Annotated in this window: 15 protein-coding genes; 13 read left to right on the forward strand and 2 right to left on the reverse strand. The window is 41.2% G+C overall.

The annotated features are described in order from the left end of the window. Positions 1–34: 34 nt before the first annotated feature. The 8 genes from NU887_RS09500 to NU887_RS09535 all read left to right on the forward strand — a co-directional run bounded on the left by NU887_RS09500 (position 35) and on the right by NU887_RS09535 (position 12,395). Complete coding sequence (locus NU887_RS09500; protein ID WP_258423126.1) at positions 35–3,517, forward strand: SusC/RagA family TonB-linked outer membrane protein; 3,483 nt, start codon at positions 35–37, stop codon at positions 3,515–3,517. Positions 3,518–3,528: 11 nt separating this feature from the next. Continuing rightward, on the forward strand, positions 3,529–5,049 hold the full coding sequence (locus tag NU887_RS09505) for a SusD/RagB family nutrient-binding outer membrane lipoprotein (protein WP_258423127.1): 1,521 nt from the start codon (positions 3,529–3,531) through the stop codon (positions 5,047–5,049). A 77-nt stretch (positions 5,050–5,126) separates the two neighbouring features. Further along, positions 5,127–6,062, forward strand: coding sequence for an RraA family protein (locus NU887_RS09510; RefSeq protein ID WP_258423128.1), 936 nt, complete (start codon positions 5,127–5,129; stop codon positions 6,060–6,062). Positions 6,063–6,086: 24 nt separating this feature from the next. Continuing rightward, complete coding sequence (locus NU887_RS09515) at positions 6,087–7,373, forward strand: mandelate racemase/muconate lactonizing enzyme family protein (RefSeq protein ID WP_258423129.1); 1,287 nt, start codon at positions 6,087–6,089, stop codon at positions 7,371–7,373. A 48-nt stretch (positions 7,374–7,421) separates the two neighbouring features. Further along, the gene (locus NU887_RS09520) at positions 7,422–8,702 is read left to right on the forward strand and encodes a mandelate racemase/muconate lactonizing enzyme family protein (protein ID WP_258423130.1); all 1,281 of its coding nucleotides are present in this window, start codon (positions 7,422–7,424) and stop codon (positions 8,700–8,702) included. A gap of 21 nt (positions 8,703–8,723) precedes the next feature. Then, complete coding sequence (locus NU887_RS09525; protein ID WP_258423131.1) at positions 8,724–9,674, forward strand: RraA family protein; 951 nt, start codon at positions 8,724–8,726, stop codon at positions 9,672–9,674. Between the two features lie 57 nt (positions 9,675–9,731). Then, positions 9,732–11,216, forward strand: coding sequence for a mandelate racemase/muconate lactonizing enzyme family protein (locus NU887_RS09530; RefSeq protein WP_258423132.1), 1,485 nt, complete (start codon positions 9,732–9,734; stop codon positions 11,214–11,216). 99 nt (positions 11,217–11,315) lie between these two features. Continuing rightward, positions 11,316–12,395, forward strand: coding sequence for a bile acid:sodium symporter family protein (locus tag NU887_RS09535; RefSeq protein ID WP_258423133.1), 1,080 nt, complete (start codon positions 11,316–11,318; stop codon positions 12,393–12,395). An 86-nt stretch (positions 12,396–12,481) separates the two neighbouring features. Here NU887_RS09535 and thiL read toward each other — a convergent pair whose 3' ends face one another. Both thiL and mce read right to left on the reverse strand, forming a co-directional pair. Then, positions 12,482–13,510: a thiamine-phosphate kinase gene (gene thiL, locus NU887_RS09540; protein WP_258423134.1), complete on the reverse strand. Its 1,029-nt coding sequence runs from the start codon at positions 13,508–13,510 to the stop codon at positions 12,482–12,484. A gap of 111 nt (positions 13,511–13,621) precedes the next feature. Then, positions 13,622–14,026 (reverse strand): methylmalonyl-CoA epimerase, encoded by a 405-nt coding sequence (gene mce / locus NU887_RS09545; protein WP_258423135.1) that lies wholly within the window; start codon positions 14,024–14,026, stop codon positions 13,622–13,624. Between the two features lie 91 nt (positions 14,027–14,117). Between mce and NU887_RS09550 the strand changes: the two genes are divergently transcribed. From NU887_RS09550 to NU887_RS09570, 5 genes are all read left to right on the forward strand, one after another. Then, positions 14,118–14,444 (forward strand): HesB/IscA family protein, encoded by a 327-nt coding sequence (locus NU887_RS09550; RefSeq protein WP_113924754.1) that lies wholly within the window; start codon positions 14,118–14,120, stop codon positions 14,442–14,444. A gap of 118 nt (positions 14,445–14,562) precedes the next feature. Next, a complete protein-coding gene (gcvT, locus tag NU887_RS09555) occupies positions 14,563–15,657 on the forward strand; it encodes a glycine cleavage system aminomethyltransferase GcvT (RefSeq protein WP_258423136.1) in 1,095 nt (364 codons plus the stop codon). A gap of 64 nt (positions 15,658–15,721) precedes the next feature. Beyond that, positions 15,722–16,444, forward strand: coding sequence for a 2-phosphosulfolactate phosphatase (locus NU887_RS09560; RefSeq protein ID WP_258423137.1), 723 nt, complete (start codon positions 15,722–15,724; stop codon positions 16,442–16,444). Between the two features lie 111 nt (positions 16,445–16,555). Further along, positions 16,556–17,482 (forward strand): ribose-phosphate pyrophosphokinase, encoded by a 927-nt coding sequence (locus NU887_RS09565; RefSeq protein WP_258423138.1) that lies wholly within the window; start codon positions 16,556–16,558, stop codon positions 17,480–17,482. Between the two features lie 40 nt (positions 17,483–17,522). Continuing rightward, positions 17,523–18,095, forward strand: a complete 573-nt coding sequence (locus NU887_RS09570) for a 50S ribosomal protein L25/general stress protein Ctc (RefSeq protein ID WP_258423139.1) — start codon at positions 17,523–17,525, stop codon at positions 18,093–18,095. Positions 18,096–18,163 lie beyond the last annotated feature (68 nt).

Genomic DNA, 18,163 nt, shown 5'->3' on the forward strand with positions numbered 1-18,163 from the left:
TAATTCAATGATTGACACTAACACAACCCAAAATATGTCACAATCACTACAAAAAACAACGATTATGGTCTTCAAGCGTGCTATTCTGAGTACGTTTCTCATGACCATAGCACTTAATGCCGTCTTTGCCAACAGCAAATTGGACCAGATTAAAAGTATTGATGAAGTTTACATCAAACTTGATATCAGGAAAGGAAGTTTGGAAAACATCCTTAACGCAATCGAAAGCAAAACAGATTACAGCTTTTTTTACACTGAAAAGAATTTAAAAAACAACTCCAACATTGAGCTATCCACTTCAAATGGTACTGTGGCTGATGTTCTTACAGAGATTGCAAATAAAAAGCAACTTCACTTTAAGCAAGTCAACAATGTCATCAGTGTGAAATCTCTTTCGCCTGATATTTCTTCAAAGAAAATTGTTATTGAAATTGAAGATCGAGATGTGGAAATTTCAGGAACCATTACAAGTGAATCAGGAGAGACACTTCCGGGTGTAGCCATTTCAATATCCGGCACCACTTTGGGAACGGTGTCTGATATCGATGGAAAGTACAAAATCTCCGTGCCTGAGGGTTCTACCCTTGTGTTTTCTTATATTGGATTTGCTACCCAAAGAATCGAAATCGGAAACCAATCCGTCATCGACGTAGTCTTGGCTCAAGAGGCCAGAGCACTTGAAGAAGTGGTCATTGCAGCTTTGGGCATCCAAAAGACTTCAAGAAGTATTGGATATGCAGCTACAAATGTTGGTTCAGATGAAGTAACCATCAACAGAACGCCTAATTTCATGAATGCCTTGCAGGGAAAAATTGCAGGTGTGGCTATCTCTCCAATGGGAACCGGTCCGGGCGGAACAACCAAAATCAGGATCAGGGGTCAATCTTCCATTTCCGGTCAAAACAACCCACTCATAGTTGTTAACGGTATCCCAATTGACAATACCAACTTTGGTACTAATCCAGGAAATAGCGGTGCTGACAACTCCATAGGAGTAAGAGGTGGTGGTGTGACATCAGATGGTGGTGATGGTCTCAGCAGTATCAACCCCGACGATATCGAAAGCATGACCGTCCTAAAAGGTGCTGCAGCATCTGCACTTTATGGATCAAGAGCCAAAGATGGAGTCATCATGATCAACACCAAATCAAGAGGTGAATCAAAAGGAATAGGCGTGACTTATAACCTGAATTACACCAACGAAGCACCATTAGATTTTACGGATTATCAGTATGAATACGGTCAGGGTGAACAAGGTGTGAGGCCTACAACTCCAAACCCAACTTCGGGACAGTGGTCATTTGGTGAAAAATTCGCACCCGGTATGACCCAAGTCTTATTTAATGGCGTGACTGTACCCTACGTTCCGCAAAGAGGAATCATCAATGACTTCTTCAGGAATGGACAGAATGTGACCAATTCCATTATGGTTTCTACCTCAAGCGATAAAGGTGGATTGAGCTTTTCTTTCTCCGACCTTAATAGTAAGGGTATTGTTCCAAACAACTCTTTCAACAGAAAGACAATTTATTTAGGATTTGGCTACCAACTTAGTAAAAGATTAAACTTCAAAGGAAATATCAATTACTCTGTTGAAGACAACAAAAACCCACCAAACGTTGCCAACCAAGACAACTCTATTCCAACAGCCCTTTATAATATGGCCAACTCCATGCCATTAAGTGTGCTTGATGAAAATAAATTTGATGCTAATGGCAACGAGGCTGTTTATTCAAGATTTAGAAACAGAACAAATCCATACTTTACGCTTTCTCAGCAGTTTCAAAATATCAAAAGAGACAGGATCTTTGGAAACGTAGCAGTAAAATATGATCTCACTCCTTGGTTGTATATCCAAGGACGTATAGGTCAGGATTATTGGTCAAGAGATCAAGATTACAACAACTTCCCTACAGGTCAGGCTTCATTAGCCGCTGCACCTGCAGGATTTGTAAACGGACTTTATACACAGGAATCAAGGAGATTTAGAGAAGTCAATGCTGATTTCATATTGTCTGCTACCAAAGAATTTGGTGATTATGGCATCAATGCAAATATAGGTGGAAACCATATGTACAGGACTTCTGATGTCAACAGTGTTCAAGCCAGGGATTTTGTAGTGAGAGATCTTTATACCGTCCAAAACGGAAGGGTTAAAGATCCGATTTTTGACAGGTATGAAAGAGCTGTGAATTCATTATTTGCATTTGCAGAGTTTTCTTATAAAAAGTTTCTGTTTATCAATGGTACCATCAGAAACGACTGGTTCTCGACCCTTTCTCCTGAAAACAGAAGTATTCTTTATCCTTCTATTTCTACCAGTTGGATTTTTACAGAAAATACAGGTACATCTGATTGGTTTAATTTTGGAAAGTTAAGAGTAGCATATGCTGAAGTTGGTTCTGATTCAGATGTGGGACCATATTCCAACGTATTGTTCTATGGTGTCAATGCTAACTTGTTTAATAACCAACCTGTCGGTGGTCCTCTAGGCGGAACTCTTCCGAACCCAAATTTGAAGCCAATGCGTGTAGCAGAAACTGAAATTGGATTAGAAACGAAGATGTTCCAGGGAAGGGTTTCTTTAGATCTTGCTGCTTACAGCAAAATCACAAGTGATCAGATAGTAAGTGCCCAGATTTCTGATGCATCTGGTTTTGTAAACACCTCTATCAATAGTGGCCAAAGTTCAAATAAAGGTATTGAAATGCTCTTGACTGTTGTCCCTGTAGAAAATGAAAACTTTACTTGGGAAGCTTCCTTCAACGGTGCCTACAACAAGACCAAAGTATTGAGCTTATTGACTGACACTCCTGGTGAAAGAATCACTGTAGGTACCCACGTTTTCAATGGTGAACTGAGACAGATCGTAGGAGAAGAAATGGGACAGATAGCAGGATTCGGCTACAGAAGGGACGAACAGGGAAGACAGATTTTCGGGGGTAATGGTTTGCCATTGAGAACCCTTGATCTTGTAAATTTTGGCAGTGCCCTCCCAAAATGGATTGGAGGTATCAACAACTCCTTTAATTATAAAGGAGTATCGCTTTCATTCCTCATAGACTTTAGATTGGGTGGAAAAATGCTTTCAGGGACCAACTTCAACGCTGTAAGACACGGTTTGCACAAAATGACCCTAGAAGGTCGTGAAGGCGGAGTCGTAGGAGATGGTGTCAACCTTGCAGGTGAAACAAACACTGTCGCTGCGCCGGTTCAGTCTTATTGGGAAATTGTAAGGTCTCAGGCATTGGTTGAACCAGTTATCTACAATTCTGGATTCTGGAAACTGAGACAAATCACAATGGGTTACGATTTTACCAAATTCATCCCTAAAAACTTCCCGGTTAGCGCTGTCAGACTTAATCTTGTAGCCAACAACGTTTTCATGATCAAAAAGTGGGTGGATAACATTGACCCAGAATCATTTGGGTATACCTCAGATAACCTTGTCGGAATGGAATCTACAGGACTTCCTACTACAAGAGGTCTCGGCTTCAATCTTAATGTTAAATTTTAATCAGAGCTACCATGAAAAAGATATATAATTTTATCCTCCTTGTGCTGATGCTAGGCTACAGCACATCATGTGATCAAAACTTTGATGAGCTTAATACCAACAAAGTTGCCGCTACTTCAATTGATCCTGCTTTTCAATTAAACAATGCTACAGTAAATGCTTCGCCAAATTCATTTGGAATGTTGGTTTACGAAATGGGTATTGTTCAGCAAATCATTTCTCCTAACTCGGGGGTTTTGACAGGTGCTAATTTTAATCAGGACAACAGGGCTTCTACACAAGACAACTGGCAGAAGTATTACAGGAACGTAATCAAAAACACAAAAGATATCATCTCAAGAATTGAGGATGATCCAACCAGAAGTAATCTTCTGCAGATGACAAGGATTATCCAGGCTTATGGTTTTATGATTCTGACTGATTCTTATGGTTCTATTCCTTACACAGAAGCAGGTGTGGGATATAGCAATCAAGTCTTCTATCCCAAATATGATACACAGGAGTCTATTTATGCAGATCTTATCAAAGAATTGGAAGAGGCCTCTGCAGCACTTAATGCAAGTGGAAGAGTGGAAACTGCTGATATCCTTTATGCAGGAAATATTGCCAAGTGGAAAAAATTCGGTTATTCCCTACTTCTTAGGGCAGGCATGAGATTGAGTAATGCAAATCCAACACTTGCACAACAGACTGTAGCCAAGGCCTTTGCGGGAGGAGTTATCCTTACAAACAATGATAATGCTGTCATTGTTCACGATGCAAACTATGTCAATCCTGCCGGAAATACTTTAAATGCCACAGAAGCAGCCAACTTCTATATGACAGAGCCTTTTGTGAATTTCCTTAAAAACAGCAATGATCCAAGATTAAGCGCCATAGCTGTAAGATATGTAGGTGCTAAATCAGGGTCAGAACAGCAGCCTGCTCGTCAAACCTATGATCCTGCCCTTCAAATCGGAATGCCTATGGGTAATGATAATGCAGGTGCCGTTCAGATAGCTGCTGATCTGGGATTGGCAAGTTTTTATGACTTCAGTCAAGTCGACAGGAGGAGGGTTGCAAAAATTACAGCTCCGGGATTTATGGTTACTGCATCTCAAACCAACCTTTTGCTAGCTGAAGCAAGACAAAGAGGATGGATAACTTCTGGAACTGCAGCTGAATATTTTGAAGCAGGTGTTAGAGCGCATATGATTCAAATGGCACTTCATGATCAAGCATCCACAATTCCTGCAGCGGATATTGATGCATACATTGCGGCCAATCCATTGGTTGACGCCACAGCACTCCAGCAGATCAATTCTCAATATTGGATTTCCTCTTTGATGAATGGACCTGAAGCTTTTGCCAACTTCCGAAGAAGTGGTTTCCCTGTACTTACAGCAAATCCATTCCCAGGCAGAGAGGTATTGTTTATTAACAGATTGACATATCCTAACTCAGAGATTTCTGTAAACTCTGAAAATGTAGGCGCTGCCATCACAGCCCAAGGTGCTGATGACCTTGAGACTAAGGTTTGGTGGGACAAATAAATTAGAAATGAAGGTCCGGCGAATTCCGGGCCTTCATCTTCTCTTCAATCAACAATTTCACAAATTATCCAATCAAAATGACTAGGAAAATAATCCCTGTTATGCTTTGCTGTTTTCTAATAATTGGAAGTATCAAAGCACAGCAAATTTCAAAAGAGGAGCTGATCTACCTCACCAGAGAATGGAAAGGAGAAAGATTTGAGGATGGACGTCCAAAAGTTTCAGATGATCTATTAAAGCGCATGCGGCTTGTCACACATGATGAGGCTTGGGCGGTGATGAGAAACGCAGGTTACAAATATCAATATGCTGACGGTTGGCAAATAATCAACCCAGATAGCATACTTATAGGTAGGGCAGTTACTGCTACATTCCTTCCAGGCCGTCCAGACATCCATAATGCAATAGATGACAGAGGAAAAAAAGAGGGTAAGCGGGGACAAAATTCATGGCCTGTTGATTTATTAGTTAAAGGTGATGTGTATGTGGCTGACCAGTTTGGGCTACATGTAGATGGACCAACTATTGGTGACAATGTAGGAAATGCCATTTATGCAAAAACAGGAAATGGTATCGTTTATGACGGTGCCATCAGAGATGTTACCGGATTGAAAGAAATCGGTGGTTTTACCTCCTATTATACAAGCTACCACCCCTCCCACCATAACCAGCAAGGTAATCTAAATACCATGCTTACAGGAATAAACCAACCTACAAGAATCCGTCAAGTAACAGTGATGGCAGGAGATGTAGTGTTAGGTAGGGACGGTGGAGTTTCATTTATACCTGCACATTTGGTTGAACAGGTAGTTGTTACTTCTGAAGTCGTCCGGCTGAGAGACATGTTTGGCCATGAAAGATTAAGAGCCGGTGTATATACTGCAGGTCAAATTGACACCCGTTGGTCAGATGACATTGAAAGAGATTTTTCTAAATGGCTCAATGAACATATAGATGAACTTCCTATTCCAAGAGAGCAAATCCAGGAAATCCTGAAGAAAAGAACATGGTAGTCACTTCCATAAAAATCCAAGCCCATGAAGACAGACAACAATAGGCGTTCATTTATCCAAAAAAGTTTAATGGCTGGATTGGCCACTTCAGCTTTGATTCCAAGTTTTGGTTCTGAATTGATAGCAGCGGTAGACCGAGGACCAAAATATTCTAATCCCTCCGACCTAAAAATCACAGGTGTCAAAACAGCTTTTATGAAAGGCCATGGCACACATATGTTTGTCAAATTGACCACCAATCAGGGGATTACAGGCTATGGCGAGGCGATGGATGCTGTGAGGGGTACTTATGGTGTAGCGACCGGAACTGAAGGTTGGGACAATATGACCCAGTTTTTGATTGGGCAAAACCCTTTGGACATCAATAAAATTGTAGAACAGATTTTAAGGAGAGGCCACTTTAGCGGGGCACAGGGCGGCATGTATGTGGCTGTTCTTACTGGAATTGAAATCGCTCTTTGGGACTTGGCGGGAAAGGCAATGAACCAACCTGTCTATCGGTTGATGGGCGGTAAGTTCCGGGATAAAATCCGCCTGTATTGTGACAGTGCCAGCAGCTCCGAAAGCCCGGAAGACATGGCCGCAGGAGCTATTGAAGTGAAAAATGCAGGATTTTCTGCCATAAAATTTGACTTGGATTGGGCGGGTGATCCCTCTAAACAGGATGAGTTTAACCGGACAGCTTCTAACGGGGAAATTGACAGGATGGTAAAACAGATTACTGCGGTGCGAGAAGCTATCGGTATGAACATGGACCTTTGTCTCGACGCACACGGCAGATATGATTTGCCTTCTGGAATCCAAATTGCCAAGGAAATGGAGCAATTCAAACTCATGTTTTTAGAAGAACCTATTCCAGCCGAAAACCTTGACAGCCTCAGGGAAATCACAAGTCAGACCACTACCCCAATCTGTACTGGAGAAAACCAATATCTGGCACATGATTTCCGAAAAATCCTTGAGAAAAAAGCAGCGGATATCATCATGCCTGACCTCCATAAATGTGGCGGAATCGGAGAAGGACAGCGGATCGCCAACTTGGCAAATCTATATTATGTTCCTGTTGCACCCCATATGGTTGCCTCACCTTTTGGTGCTATGGCCGCTTGTCATTGTTGTGCTTCCATTTCCAATTTTCTTTGTTTAGAATGGCATTGGTTCTCCAAATGGAAACAGTGGGATGAACTCATCTTAGAAGCACCATTGATCAAAGAAGGTTATATCCATCTAACTGAAAGACCTGGTGTGGGAGTCACACCAAATGAAGAAGCGATAAGAAAATATGCTGTAGCTGATGCCCCTTTCTTTTAGGAAAAAAGAAAACTAAAATGATTTCAAAATAAGAATTAAAGTAACGATATGAAAAACAGTAAAGACAGTAGAAGATCATTTATCCAAAAAGGATTGGTGGCAGGTCTGACAGGTGGAGCACTATTATCAACATTTGGACAGGGATTAAATGCCGCTGTGGATAGACAATCTCCCTTTTCCAACCCATCAGATCTGAAAATCACAGATGTAAAATGCGGCTATGTACGTGGGGCACTTTACGTTAAAATATATACCAACCAAGATGTATGGGGCTGCGGAGAAGCAGTGGATGCGATACATGGCACTTACCATTTGGTAAAAAGAATGGGCAACATGATAAAAGGCCAAAGCCCGCTCAATCCTAACCGGATTGCAGAGCAGTTGAGAAAGGGAGCATTTTTTGGGGGTGCCCAGTCGGGAGTTTTTGTGGCTGTTATGACAGCTATAGAAACCGCACTTTGGGATTTGACAGGCAAAGTATTTGGCGTTCCGGTCTATCAGTTGTTGGGCGGTAAATTCAGAGATAAAATCAGAGTTTATTGTGATACGGCGTTATATACTTCTACCAACCCTACCCCACAAGATTATGCCAAAGCGGCAAGAGGCGCTGTAGACAAGGGCTATAATGCAGTGAAGTTTGATGTCGATGATGCAAGAGATCCGAATAAATATGATCGGTTCAACTGGACCGCCAATCCTATGGAAATCGAAAGAATGTATAATGCAATCGCCGCAGTTCGTCAAGAAGTAGGTCCAAACATAGACATCTGTGTGGACATGCATGGAAGGTATGATGCAGTGACAGGATTGAAAATGGCCAAAATGTATGAAGATTTGAATCTTATGTTTTTGGAAGAACCGATACCAGCTGATAATCCGGAAGTTTACAAATCGATTACCACTCAAACTTCAACTCCTATCTGTACAGGTGAAAACATCTATCTGGCATATGGATTTACAAGATTGCTCTCAGAATCAGCCATAGACATTATCATGCCGGATATTCAAAAAGCCGGTGGATTAGGTGAGGCCCAGAGGATCGCAAACCTTGCAAATCTATACTATGTGCCTTTTGCACCCCACATGGTGGCTTCTTTCCTTGGAGCAATGGCCAGCTGTCATGTCTGCGCCTCGGTGCCCAATTTCATGATCATGGAATGGCAAATCTACATGGATACCGATCAGCTTTGGAAAGATATTGTTACTTACGATGGTCCAAGAACAGAGAATGGTTTCATTACACTTTCTGAAAAACCTGGAATCGGTGTTGAAATCAACGAAGAAGGAATGAAAAAATATGCGGTAAAAGACATTCCGTTTTTTGAATAATAACCCATTAACCAAGTAACCATGAAAAAAAATATCAAATTAACCCAATTGATCCTAGGAGCTTTCCTTATCCTCGCTACAGGAATAGTAGAAGGCCAAAATGTGGGCTCCTCTCCTGAATATATCAAAGCACTAACTTCAGAATGGAAGGGTGAAAGGTTTTCAGACGGTAGGCCTAAAGTCTCTGACCAAATTCTGGAAAGGTTGAAAAACATCTCCATCGAAGAAGCTTGGGGAGTACTCAGAAACAAAGGATACCAAAATCAATATGAAGGGAATTGGCAGATAATGCTTGAAGATGAGGCCATGACAGGACGGGTTGTTACTGCCCAATACATGCCTTTGAGACCTGACTTGCAAAATCAGATAAAAGATCAGGGAGTCAACAAAGAAGGAAGATCACCTAAGGGAGGCACCAATTCTTGGCCTATTGATATCCTGACCAACGGTGATGTTTATGTCGCTGATGGTTATGGCAAAATTGCTGATGGCACATTGATCGGTGATAATCTTGGTAATTCCATTTATGCAAAATCAAAACGTGGGGTGATTTTTTATGGTTCGGTAAGAGACCAAGAAGGCCTTTCCGAAATCAAAGGATTCAATGCCTGGCATAAAGGCCAAGACCCTTCATTTATCAATCAAATGATGCTGACATCCATCAATGCTCCCATCAGGGTTGGAAGAGCAACTGTGCTTCCCGGAGATGTCGTTTTAGCTAAAAAATACGGAGTAATCTTCATTCCGGCGCATTTGGTGGAAGATCTGGTGATCACCTCAGAGGTGACAGGCTTAAGGGATGAATTCGGTCACCAAAGACTAAGAGAAGGAAAATATCTTGCCGGAGAGATAGACAGTGAATGGACTGAAGCTATCAAAAAAGATTTCTTGGACTGGTTGAACAAATATCCGGGAAAGCTGCCGATGACAAAACAAGAATTGGATAATTACCTCAAGGAACGAAATTATTGATTGTCTTAATCACTGGAACACTTTGAATAAAAATTTCAACAATAACCCATAGACAAAATGAAAAACACTTTAAAAAGCATTATTTCGGATCAAAAAGAGAAGGAGCGGCAGTATGCAATTCAAAGACAAGCTGAAATCGACCACATTGACACCAAAGCCAATAGAAGGGATTTCTTGAAAAAAACCGCATTGGGTGGTATGTCCCTGACGGCTCTGATGGGATTGAGTTTTGAAGACTCAATGGCCCAGACAACATCCAAAGTTCAAAAGGCTTCAGCTCCTTCTGATCTCAAAATCACTGACCTGAGATATTGTGTTACCACAGTATTGGGACGGACAGCCATCATCAGGATTGATACCAACCAGGGAATTTATGGACTTGGCGAAGTAAGAGATGGCGCAGATCCGCGCTATGCCTTGATGCTTAAAAGCAGGATTTTGGGAGAGAATCCATGTAATGTAGAGAAGATTTTTAAAATTATTAAGCAGTTTGGGGGCCAAGCCCGTCAGGCAGGCGGTGTATGCGCAGTAGAAATGGCATTATGGGACCTTTGTGGCAAAGCTTATAATGTCCCTGCATGGCAATTGCTCGGAGGCCGATACAGAGATTCTGTCAGACTTTATGCAGATACACCTACCGGTGAAAATCCTGAAGATCAAAAGGAAAAAATCAAGTACAGAACAGAAGTGCAAGGATATTCTTGGCTCAAAATGGATGTATCCATCAATCAGGTAAAAAACATTCCCGGCACGCTGAACAACACTTCGATAATGAATCAAAATTCAAGTCAGTGGCAAGGAGGATACATGTCGTATGCGAATACCAAACATGCATTTACCGGAGTTCAGATCACTGAAAAAGGTTTGGATGAACTAGCCAAAATTGTCCATAATGTCAGAGAAATGGTTGGTTACGAAATTCCGATTTCAACTGATCACTATGGGCATATAGATGTCAACAATTGTATCAAATTGGGTAAAGCACTCGAAAAATACAACTTGGCTTGGTTGGAAGATATGGTGCCTTGGCAATGGACCGAACAGCACAAAACAATTACAGATGCTCTTGAAACCCCAACAACAACCGGTGAGGACATCTACTTACTCGAAAACTTCAAAGACCTGATCCATAACCATGCAGTGGATATTGTGCATCCGGACCTTGCTTCTTCAGGTGGTCTTCTTGAAACCAAAAGACTTGGTGATTATGCAGAAGAATTTGGTATAGCTATGGCAATGCACCAAGCAGGAACGCCTGTTTCCTTTATGGCCAATGTTCATTGCGCAGCTGCAACACAGAATTTCCTTTCATTGGAACACCACTCTGTGGACCTTCCTTGGTGGGAGGACATGGTCAGGACCACTGATGGCGGAAAAATGATCGTTAAAGGATATGCTCCGGTTTCCCTTACTGCTCCTGGTTTGGGAATTGAATTGAACGATGAGGTCATCAAGCAACATCTTCATAAATCAGATACAACCTACTTCGCACCGACCACTGATTGGGATGAAAAAAGATCCCATGACAGAACTTGGAGCTAAGTAGATTGATTGTAGTGATAGTGCCATCCGAAAGCCGGGAGCAATCCTGGTTTTCGGATATTTTTACTATTATAGTATTTCCATTAAGCCCAACCTATTTTGAAAAATCCAGTTATCAAAATCGCCACCATTCTATCAGTCATTTTTTTGCTATTATCCTTAGGAATCACCCTTTTTCAAGGATTAAGTAATTCAGGACCTTATTGGATCCTATTTTTGATTGCCCTTGGAATCATGTTTAGAGGATTTGAGAAGCTCAAGGGATTTACGTACACAGTAATGATTTTCGCCTGCGTCACAGCAGCAATGTTTTATCCAATCACATTCGTACAGGTTGGGGATTATAAATTGAGCGGATTGATTGTTCCACTCCTCCAAATCATCATGTTTGGAATGGGGACTTCCATGAGCTTAGGGGACTTTGCAGGCGTGGTTAAAATGCCAAAAGGAGTCATCATTGGGATTATGCTTCAATTTACCATTATGCCTTTTATTGGATATACTTTGGCCAAACTGAGCGGTTTTCCTCCTGAAATCGCAGCCGGGATTATCTTGATCGGTTGCTCGCCGAGTGGCATGGCTTCCAATGTGATGAGCTTCCTTGCAAAAGCAAACCTTGCGCTATCGATTACCATTACAGCATTCACCACGATGCTGGCTCCATTTGTAACCCCGGTATTGATGGGTTGGTTGGCAGGAGAATTCGTAGAAGTGGATGTCTGGAAAATGGTTTGGGACATCATCAAAATTGTCATTATACCTATTGGAGCAGGCTTGCTTTTCAATAAATTCCTTAGTGGTAAAGTGAAATGGCTTGATGCTGCGATGCCTTTGGTTTCCATGATCGGGATTGCTTTGATCATCACCATCATTACCGCAGCCGGAAGGGACAGCTTATTGAATATCGGCCCAATTTTAATTTTACTCGTAGTGTTCCATAACATGGCAGGCTACACTTTGGGCTATTGGGCGGCCAAGCTATTCAGGATGGATGAGCGGGATTGTAGAACATTGGCATTGGAAGTCGGGATGCAAAATGCCGGATTGGCATCAGGTATTGCCAAAGAAATGGGAAAAATTGCTACCGTGGGTCTGGCCTCGGCAGTCTTTGGCCCTTTTATGAATATCACCGGATCAATATTGGCATCTTATTGGCATAGAAAACCGCCGAAGGATTAGAAAAACCTATTAAACTAATACTAGAAAGCTCTCTCAGAATAATAATCTGAGAGAGCTTTAATTTTTGTTCTAAGTTAGGTCACTGCTTAAAAATGCTTCCAACCCTGAGCCTTTAAGGAAACCACCGTCCCACTTTTGGTTACCATAAGTTTGCCATCCTCAGCTTTGGTCACATGGCCGATGAAATGAATATCGGGGTGTTTTTCGAGTTTTGAGAAATCCTTTTGGTCGATCGTAAAGAGCAATTCATAATCCTCTCCCCCATTTAACACACAGGTAATCGGATCAAGATTCAGTTCTACCGCAGTATCAAAAGTTTGTTTGTCTATAGGTAACTTGTCCTCATAGATCGTGACCCCTACCCCTGAAGCTTTGCAGATATGAAAAAGCTCCGAAGCCAAACCATCAGAAACATCGATCATGCTTGTAGGCACTACTTCCATTTCCCGCAATTCGTGAATGATGTCCATTCTCGCTTCGGGACGGAGTTGTCGTCCTGTTACATATTGGAAGCCGTCAAGTTCAGGAGTCATTTCAGGATTAGCAAGATAGACTTGCTTTTCCCTTTCCAATATCTGCAATCCGACCAAAGCACCACCCAGATCTCCGGTCACACAAACGATGTCATTGACTTTGGCACCTGATCTGAAGCTAAGTTGTTCTTTTTTTGCGTCTCCGATGGCTGTAATGGATATGACCAAACCTGACCTTGAGGCCGTGGTATCTCCGCCAATTACATCTACTCCGTAATGTTCGGCTGCGGCGTTGATTCCTGAATAAAGCGCATCTACGGCTTCCACCGAAAACCTGTTGGATAAGGCAATACTGACTGTTATTTGTTTGGGGATGGCATTCATGGCTGCAATATCGGATACATTCACCGCAACAGCCTTAAATCCCAAATGTGGCAACGGCGCATAAGAAAGGTCAAAATGTACACCTTCCAACAACAAATCCGTTGTCACTACTTTGACATGGTCGCCTGCTTCGATAACGGCTGCATCATCACCGATTCCTCTCAAAGTAGAATTATGTTTTATAATGATTTTTTCACTAAGATGGTCTATCAAGCCAAACTCGCCTATCTCACCTATTTCTGTTCTTTTATCTGACATTATGTTCTTTTTAAATGGAGATTTCTCCAATTACGTTTTAAACAATGAAGAATTTTTCGAAGGTAATTTTCAAATCTTTCAATTTTTCAATTTTCCAATCTTTAAATTCTCTCAACCTTTTTTCTCTTGGCACAATTCCACCAACACCCCATTGGTCGATCGGGGATGCAAAAATACAACTATTTTGTTGTCTGCCCCTTCTTTGGGAATTTCATTCAGGATTTCAAAACCCTCACTTTTCAACCTGTCCATTTCAGCAAAAATATTTTCCACATCAAAAGCGATATGGTGGATCCCTTCCGATTTTTTATCCAGGAACTTTGCAATAGGGCTATCAGGTCTAGTCGCTTCCAACAATTCAATTTTTGTCTCTCCAATCATAAAAAACGAGGTCTTTACCCCTTCCCCTTCCACCACTTCTTCTTTATAATTATCCTTTCCCAATAATTTTGCAAACAGTTGATTGGATTGTTCGAGATCCTTTACCGCAATCCCCAAATGCTCTATTTTTCTCATTTCAATAATTTTTTATCTTTGCTATTGAATTTATTCAACTTAAAGCATGTTAACTTCATGCTTTATACAACTGAATTTAATACTTAAAGATATGATAACTGTTTCGGAAAAGGCAAAGGAAAGAATCCTTTCATTGAGAAAAGAGGAAGGAAGAACCGAAAATGAAAACATCAGGGTTTCTGTCAAAGGAGGCGGATGTTCAGGATTGATGTATGATCTTGGATTTGATGCCAGTTTGGTGGAGACTGACCATGTCTTTGAAGACAAAGGCATCAAGATTTTGGTGGACAGAAAAAGTCTTCTGTACCTAGCAGGAACCGTTCTTGAATTTACGGATGGTTTGAATGGCAAAGGTTTCCAATTTGTCAATCCAAATGCATCAAGAACCTGCGGATGCGGAGAAAGTTTCTCGGTATAAATCACAACTTCAAAATTTAAAAAGGAATGCTGATAAGTTTTATCAGCATTTTTTGTTTGTGGTAAAAAATCTTTTGTCTCAATTGTTACCTTTGCCCACAAGAAAATAAACCCCTGATATGTCAGAAAACATCAAAAAAATACAGCTCAATGACCTCCATGTTGCTCTGGGAGGCAAAATGGTTCCATTTGCAGGATTCAATATGCCAGTAAGGTATTCTTCAGATACCGAAGAGCACCATACCGTCAGACAGGGAGTGGGTGTGTTTGATGTTTCACATATGGGTGAATTCAAAGTTACAGGTCCAAAGGCTCTTGATCTGATCCAAAAAGTCACTTCCAATGATGCTTCCAAACTTGTCATTGGCCAAGCCCAATATTCCTGCTTCCCAAATGAAACAGGCGGAATTGTGGACGACCTGATCGTATACAAATTCGGAGAGGAAGAATACATGTTGGTCGTCAATGCCTCCAATATCGAAAAGGATTGGAATTGGATCAACAAGCACAACGACATGGGTGCCACGTTAGAAAATATCTCTGACAACATTTCCCTTTTTGCCATCCAAGGACCAAAAGCCATCGAAGCCGTCCAATCCCTGACAAGTGTGAACCTCTCTGATATCAAATTTTACCATTTTAAAGTCGGGGATTTTGCCGGAGTTCAGGATGTCATCATTTCAGGAACAGGCTATACCGGTGCCGGAGGATTTGAGGTATATGTCAAAAATGAAGACGCTGAAAAGGTTTGGAATGCGGTCTTTGAAGCCGGAAAACCATTTGATATCAAACCTATCGGGCTTGGTGCAAGAGATACTTTGAGATTAGAAATGGGCTATTGTCTTTACGGCAATGATATTAATGATGAAACATCGCCGATTGAAGCGGGATTGGGTTGGATTACCAAATTCACCAAGGATTTTATCAACAGTGAAAATCTCAAAAAACAGAAAGAAGAAGGCGTTTCAAAAAAATTGATTGGTTTCATATTGCAGGAAAAGGGCATTCCTAGGGGCCACTACCCTATTGTCAATCTTGAAGGAAAAACTATCGGCGAGGTCACTTCAGGAACAATGACACCTTCTATGGGAGTCGGTATTGGGATGGGATATGTCAAATCCGAATACGCCACTCCCGGTACAGAAATCGCCATAACTGTCAGAAACAAGAATCTTTTGGCCAAGGTTGAAAAATTCCCTTTGTACAAAAAATAAACTCAAATTAAACATTAACACCCGCAGAAGGTATTCCTTTGCGGGTTTTTTTATTAAATCAAGCATGAGAAATATTGAAGTCTGCGTGAGTCCTGAATTGATTCACCTGTATGATACCAAAGGAAAAAATGTGGTCATCGTGGATATTTTTAGGGCGACTTCTACGATGATGGCAGCTTTAGCTAATGGTGTTGAATCAATCACACCCATCATGGACCTAGAGACTTGCCGTGGATTTGCTTCCAAAGGTTATGTCATAGCCGGAGAAAGAAACGGTCTTGCAGCGGAGGGATTTGAATTGGGAAATTCCCCTTTGGCCTATCTCAACCAAGCCTATGCAGGCAAGAAGATAGCCATGACGACAACCAACGGTACTTTGGCCATAGAAAAAACAAAAGCAGAGGCAAATCAGGTTCTGATTGGAGCATTTGTCAACCTAAAAGCCACAGCAAAATATCTTATTGGACAGCCACAAGATATTCTGATCCTATGCGCAGGGTGGAAAGGAAAATTCAATTTGGAGGATTCTTTATATGCGGGAGCTTTGGTCAGTAGTTTACATCCACATTTCCAAACAGAATGTGACTCGGCAATTGCTTTGAAAAGTCTTTATGAAAGCAATTCACACCGCCTTCAGATATTTTTAGGACAAGCTTCACATGCAAAAAGGTTACAAAACCACAACATTGAGGAAGATATTGATTTTTGCCTGACTTTGGATATATATCAGATAGTAGGCTTGCTTTCAGGAGAGGTTTTGATTGGGATCAATCAAAATTCCCAATAATCTCAAATATTATTCCAATTATCGTTGCTTAAATTCTGAAAGCGATCAAATTTACATACCTTTGAATCATTAAAAATCCCTTCCTTTATTCTGAAAACCAAGCCTACCAACATGTCTGAGGTTAAACTATTCTCCGGAACAAATAGCATCCAACTTGCAGAAAAAATTGCCAAACATTACGGAAAACGTCTCGGGGACCTGACACTCTCCAAATTCAGTGATGGGGAAATGTCTCCAAGCTACAATGAATCAATAAGGGGCTGTACGGTATTCTTGATTCAGACCACCAATCCCACCGCCGATAATCTTTTAGAACTTTGCCTGATGATTGATGCTGCCAAAAGAGCAAGTGCTTACAAAGTATGTGCAGTGATTCCTTACTATGGGTATGCAAGACAAGACAGGAAAGACAGGCCTCGCGTTTCAATAGCAGCGAAACTCATTGCCAATATGTTGACCTCCGCAGGTGCTGACAGGATCATGACTTGTGATTTACATGCAGGACAAATTCAGGGTTTTTTTGATATTCCTTTGGATCATTTAAATGGATCAGCTATTTTTGTGCCCTATTTGGAAAGGCTGGCTTTGGACAATATGATTTTTGCTGCCCCCGATGTGGGAGGTGTTGCAAGGGCAAGAGCCTACGCCAAGCATTTCGAAGTAGAAATGGTCGTCTGTGATAAGCACAGAAAAAGAGCCAATGAGATAGCCTCTATGCAGGTTATAGGAGATGTGGAAGGTAAGGATGTAATTTTGGTAGATGACTTGGTCGATACTGCAGGAACACTTTGCAAAGCCGCACAAATCCTGATGGAAAAAGGTGCTACTTCTGTAAGGGCAATTGCCACACATGGGGTTTTATCAGGTAATGCTTACCAAAATTTAGAAAATTCTGTTTTAAAAGAGTTGGTGATTACAGATACCATTCCGATGAGTCAGTCATCCTCCAAAATCAGAGTCCTCTCTGTTGCGGATTTGTTTGCCAAGGCAATCCATGCTGTGACAGGAAACACCTCCATCAGTGCATTATTTATTTAGGATTACTTAATCAATTATATACAAACAAATTAAAAAATTTATGAAATCATTAGAGATTATAGGGTTTAAAAGAGCAAATCTCGAGAGTGGAGAGTTGAAGCAGATCCGTGAAGAAGGTAGTGTACCTTGCGTAGTTTACGGTCCTGCGATCAAAGAACAAATCCACTTTTATTCTCCTGCCATTCTTTTCAGAGACCTTGTTTACACACCAGATGTGCACATGGTTGACTTGAACATTGAAGGCACCAAAATGAAAGCTGTATTGAAAGATTGCCAGTTTCACCCTGTAAGTGACGTATTGTTGCATGCAGATTTCTTGGCATTCAGTCCTGATAGACCTATCAAATTTGAAATTCCTGTAGAAATCGTAGGAACTGCTCCAGGTGTTCAAAAAGGTGGTAAGTTGGAATTCAAAACAAGAAAAATCGCTGTAAAAGGATTGGCAGCAAATCTTCCGGATAAAATCAGAGTTGACGTGTCAAACTTGGATCTTGGGAAATCATTCAGAGTAGGCGAAGTTAAAGCTGAAGGCTTTGATATCCTGACAAGTCCAAATGTATCGATCATCTCTATTGGTATCCCAAGAGCGTTGAGAGGTAAAAAAGGTGAATAATTTCACTTCTTTAACCAATAAATCAAATCCTGCTTAGTCCATAAGCAGGATTTTTTATTTTTGCTTTA

Source organism: Aquiflexum gelatinilyticum (assembly GCF_024741135.1).
GTDB classification, from domain to species: Bacteria; Bacteroidota; Bacteroidia; order Cytophagales; family Cyclobacteriaceae; genus Cognataquiflexum; species Cognataquiflexum gelatinilyticum.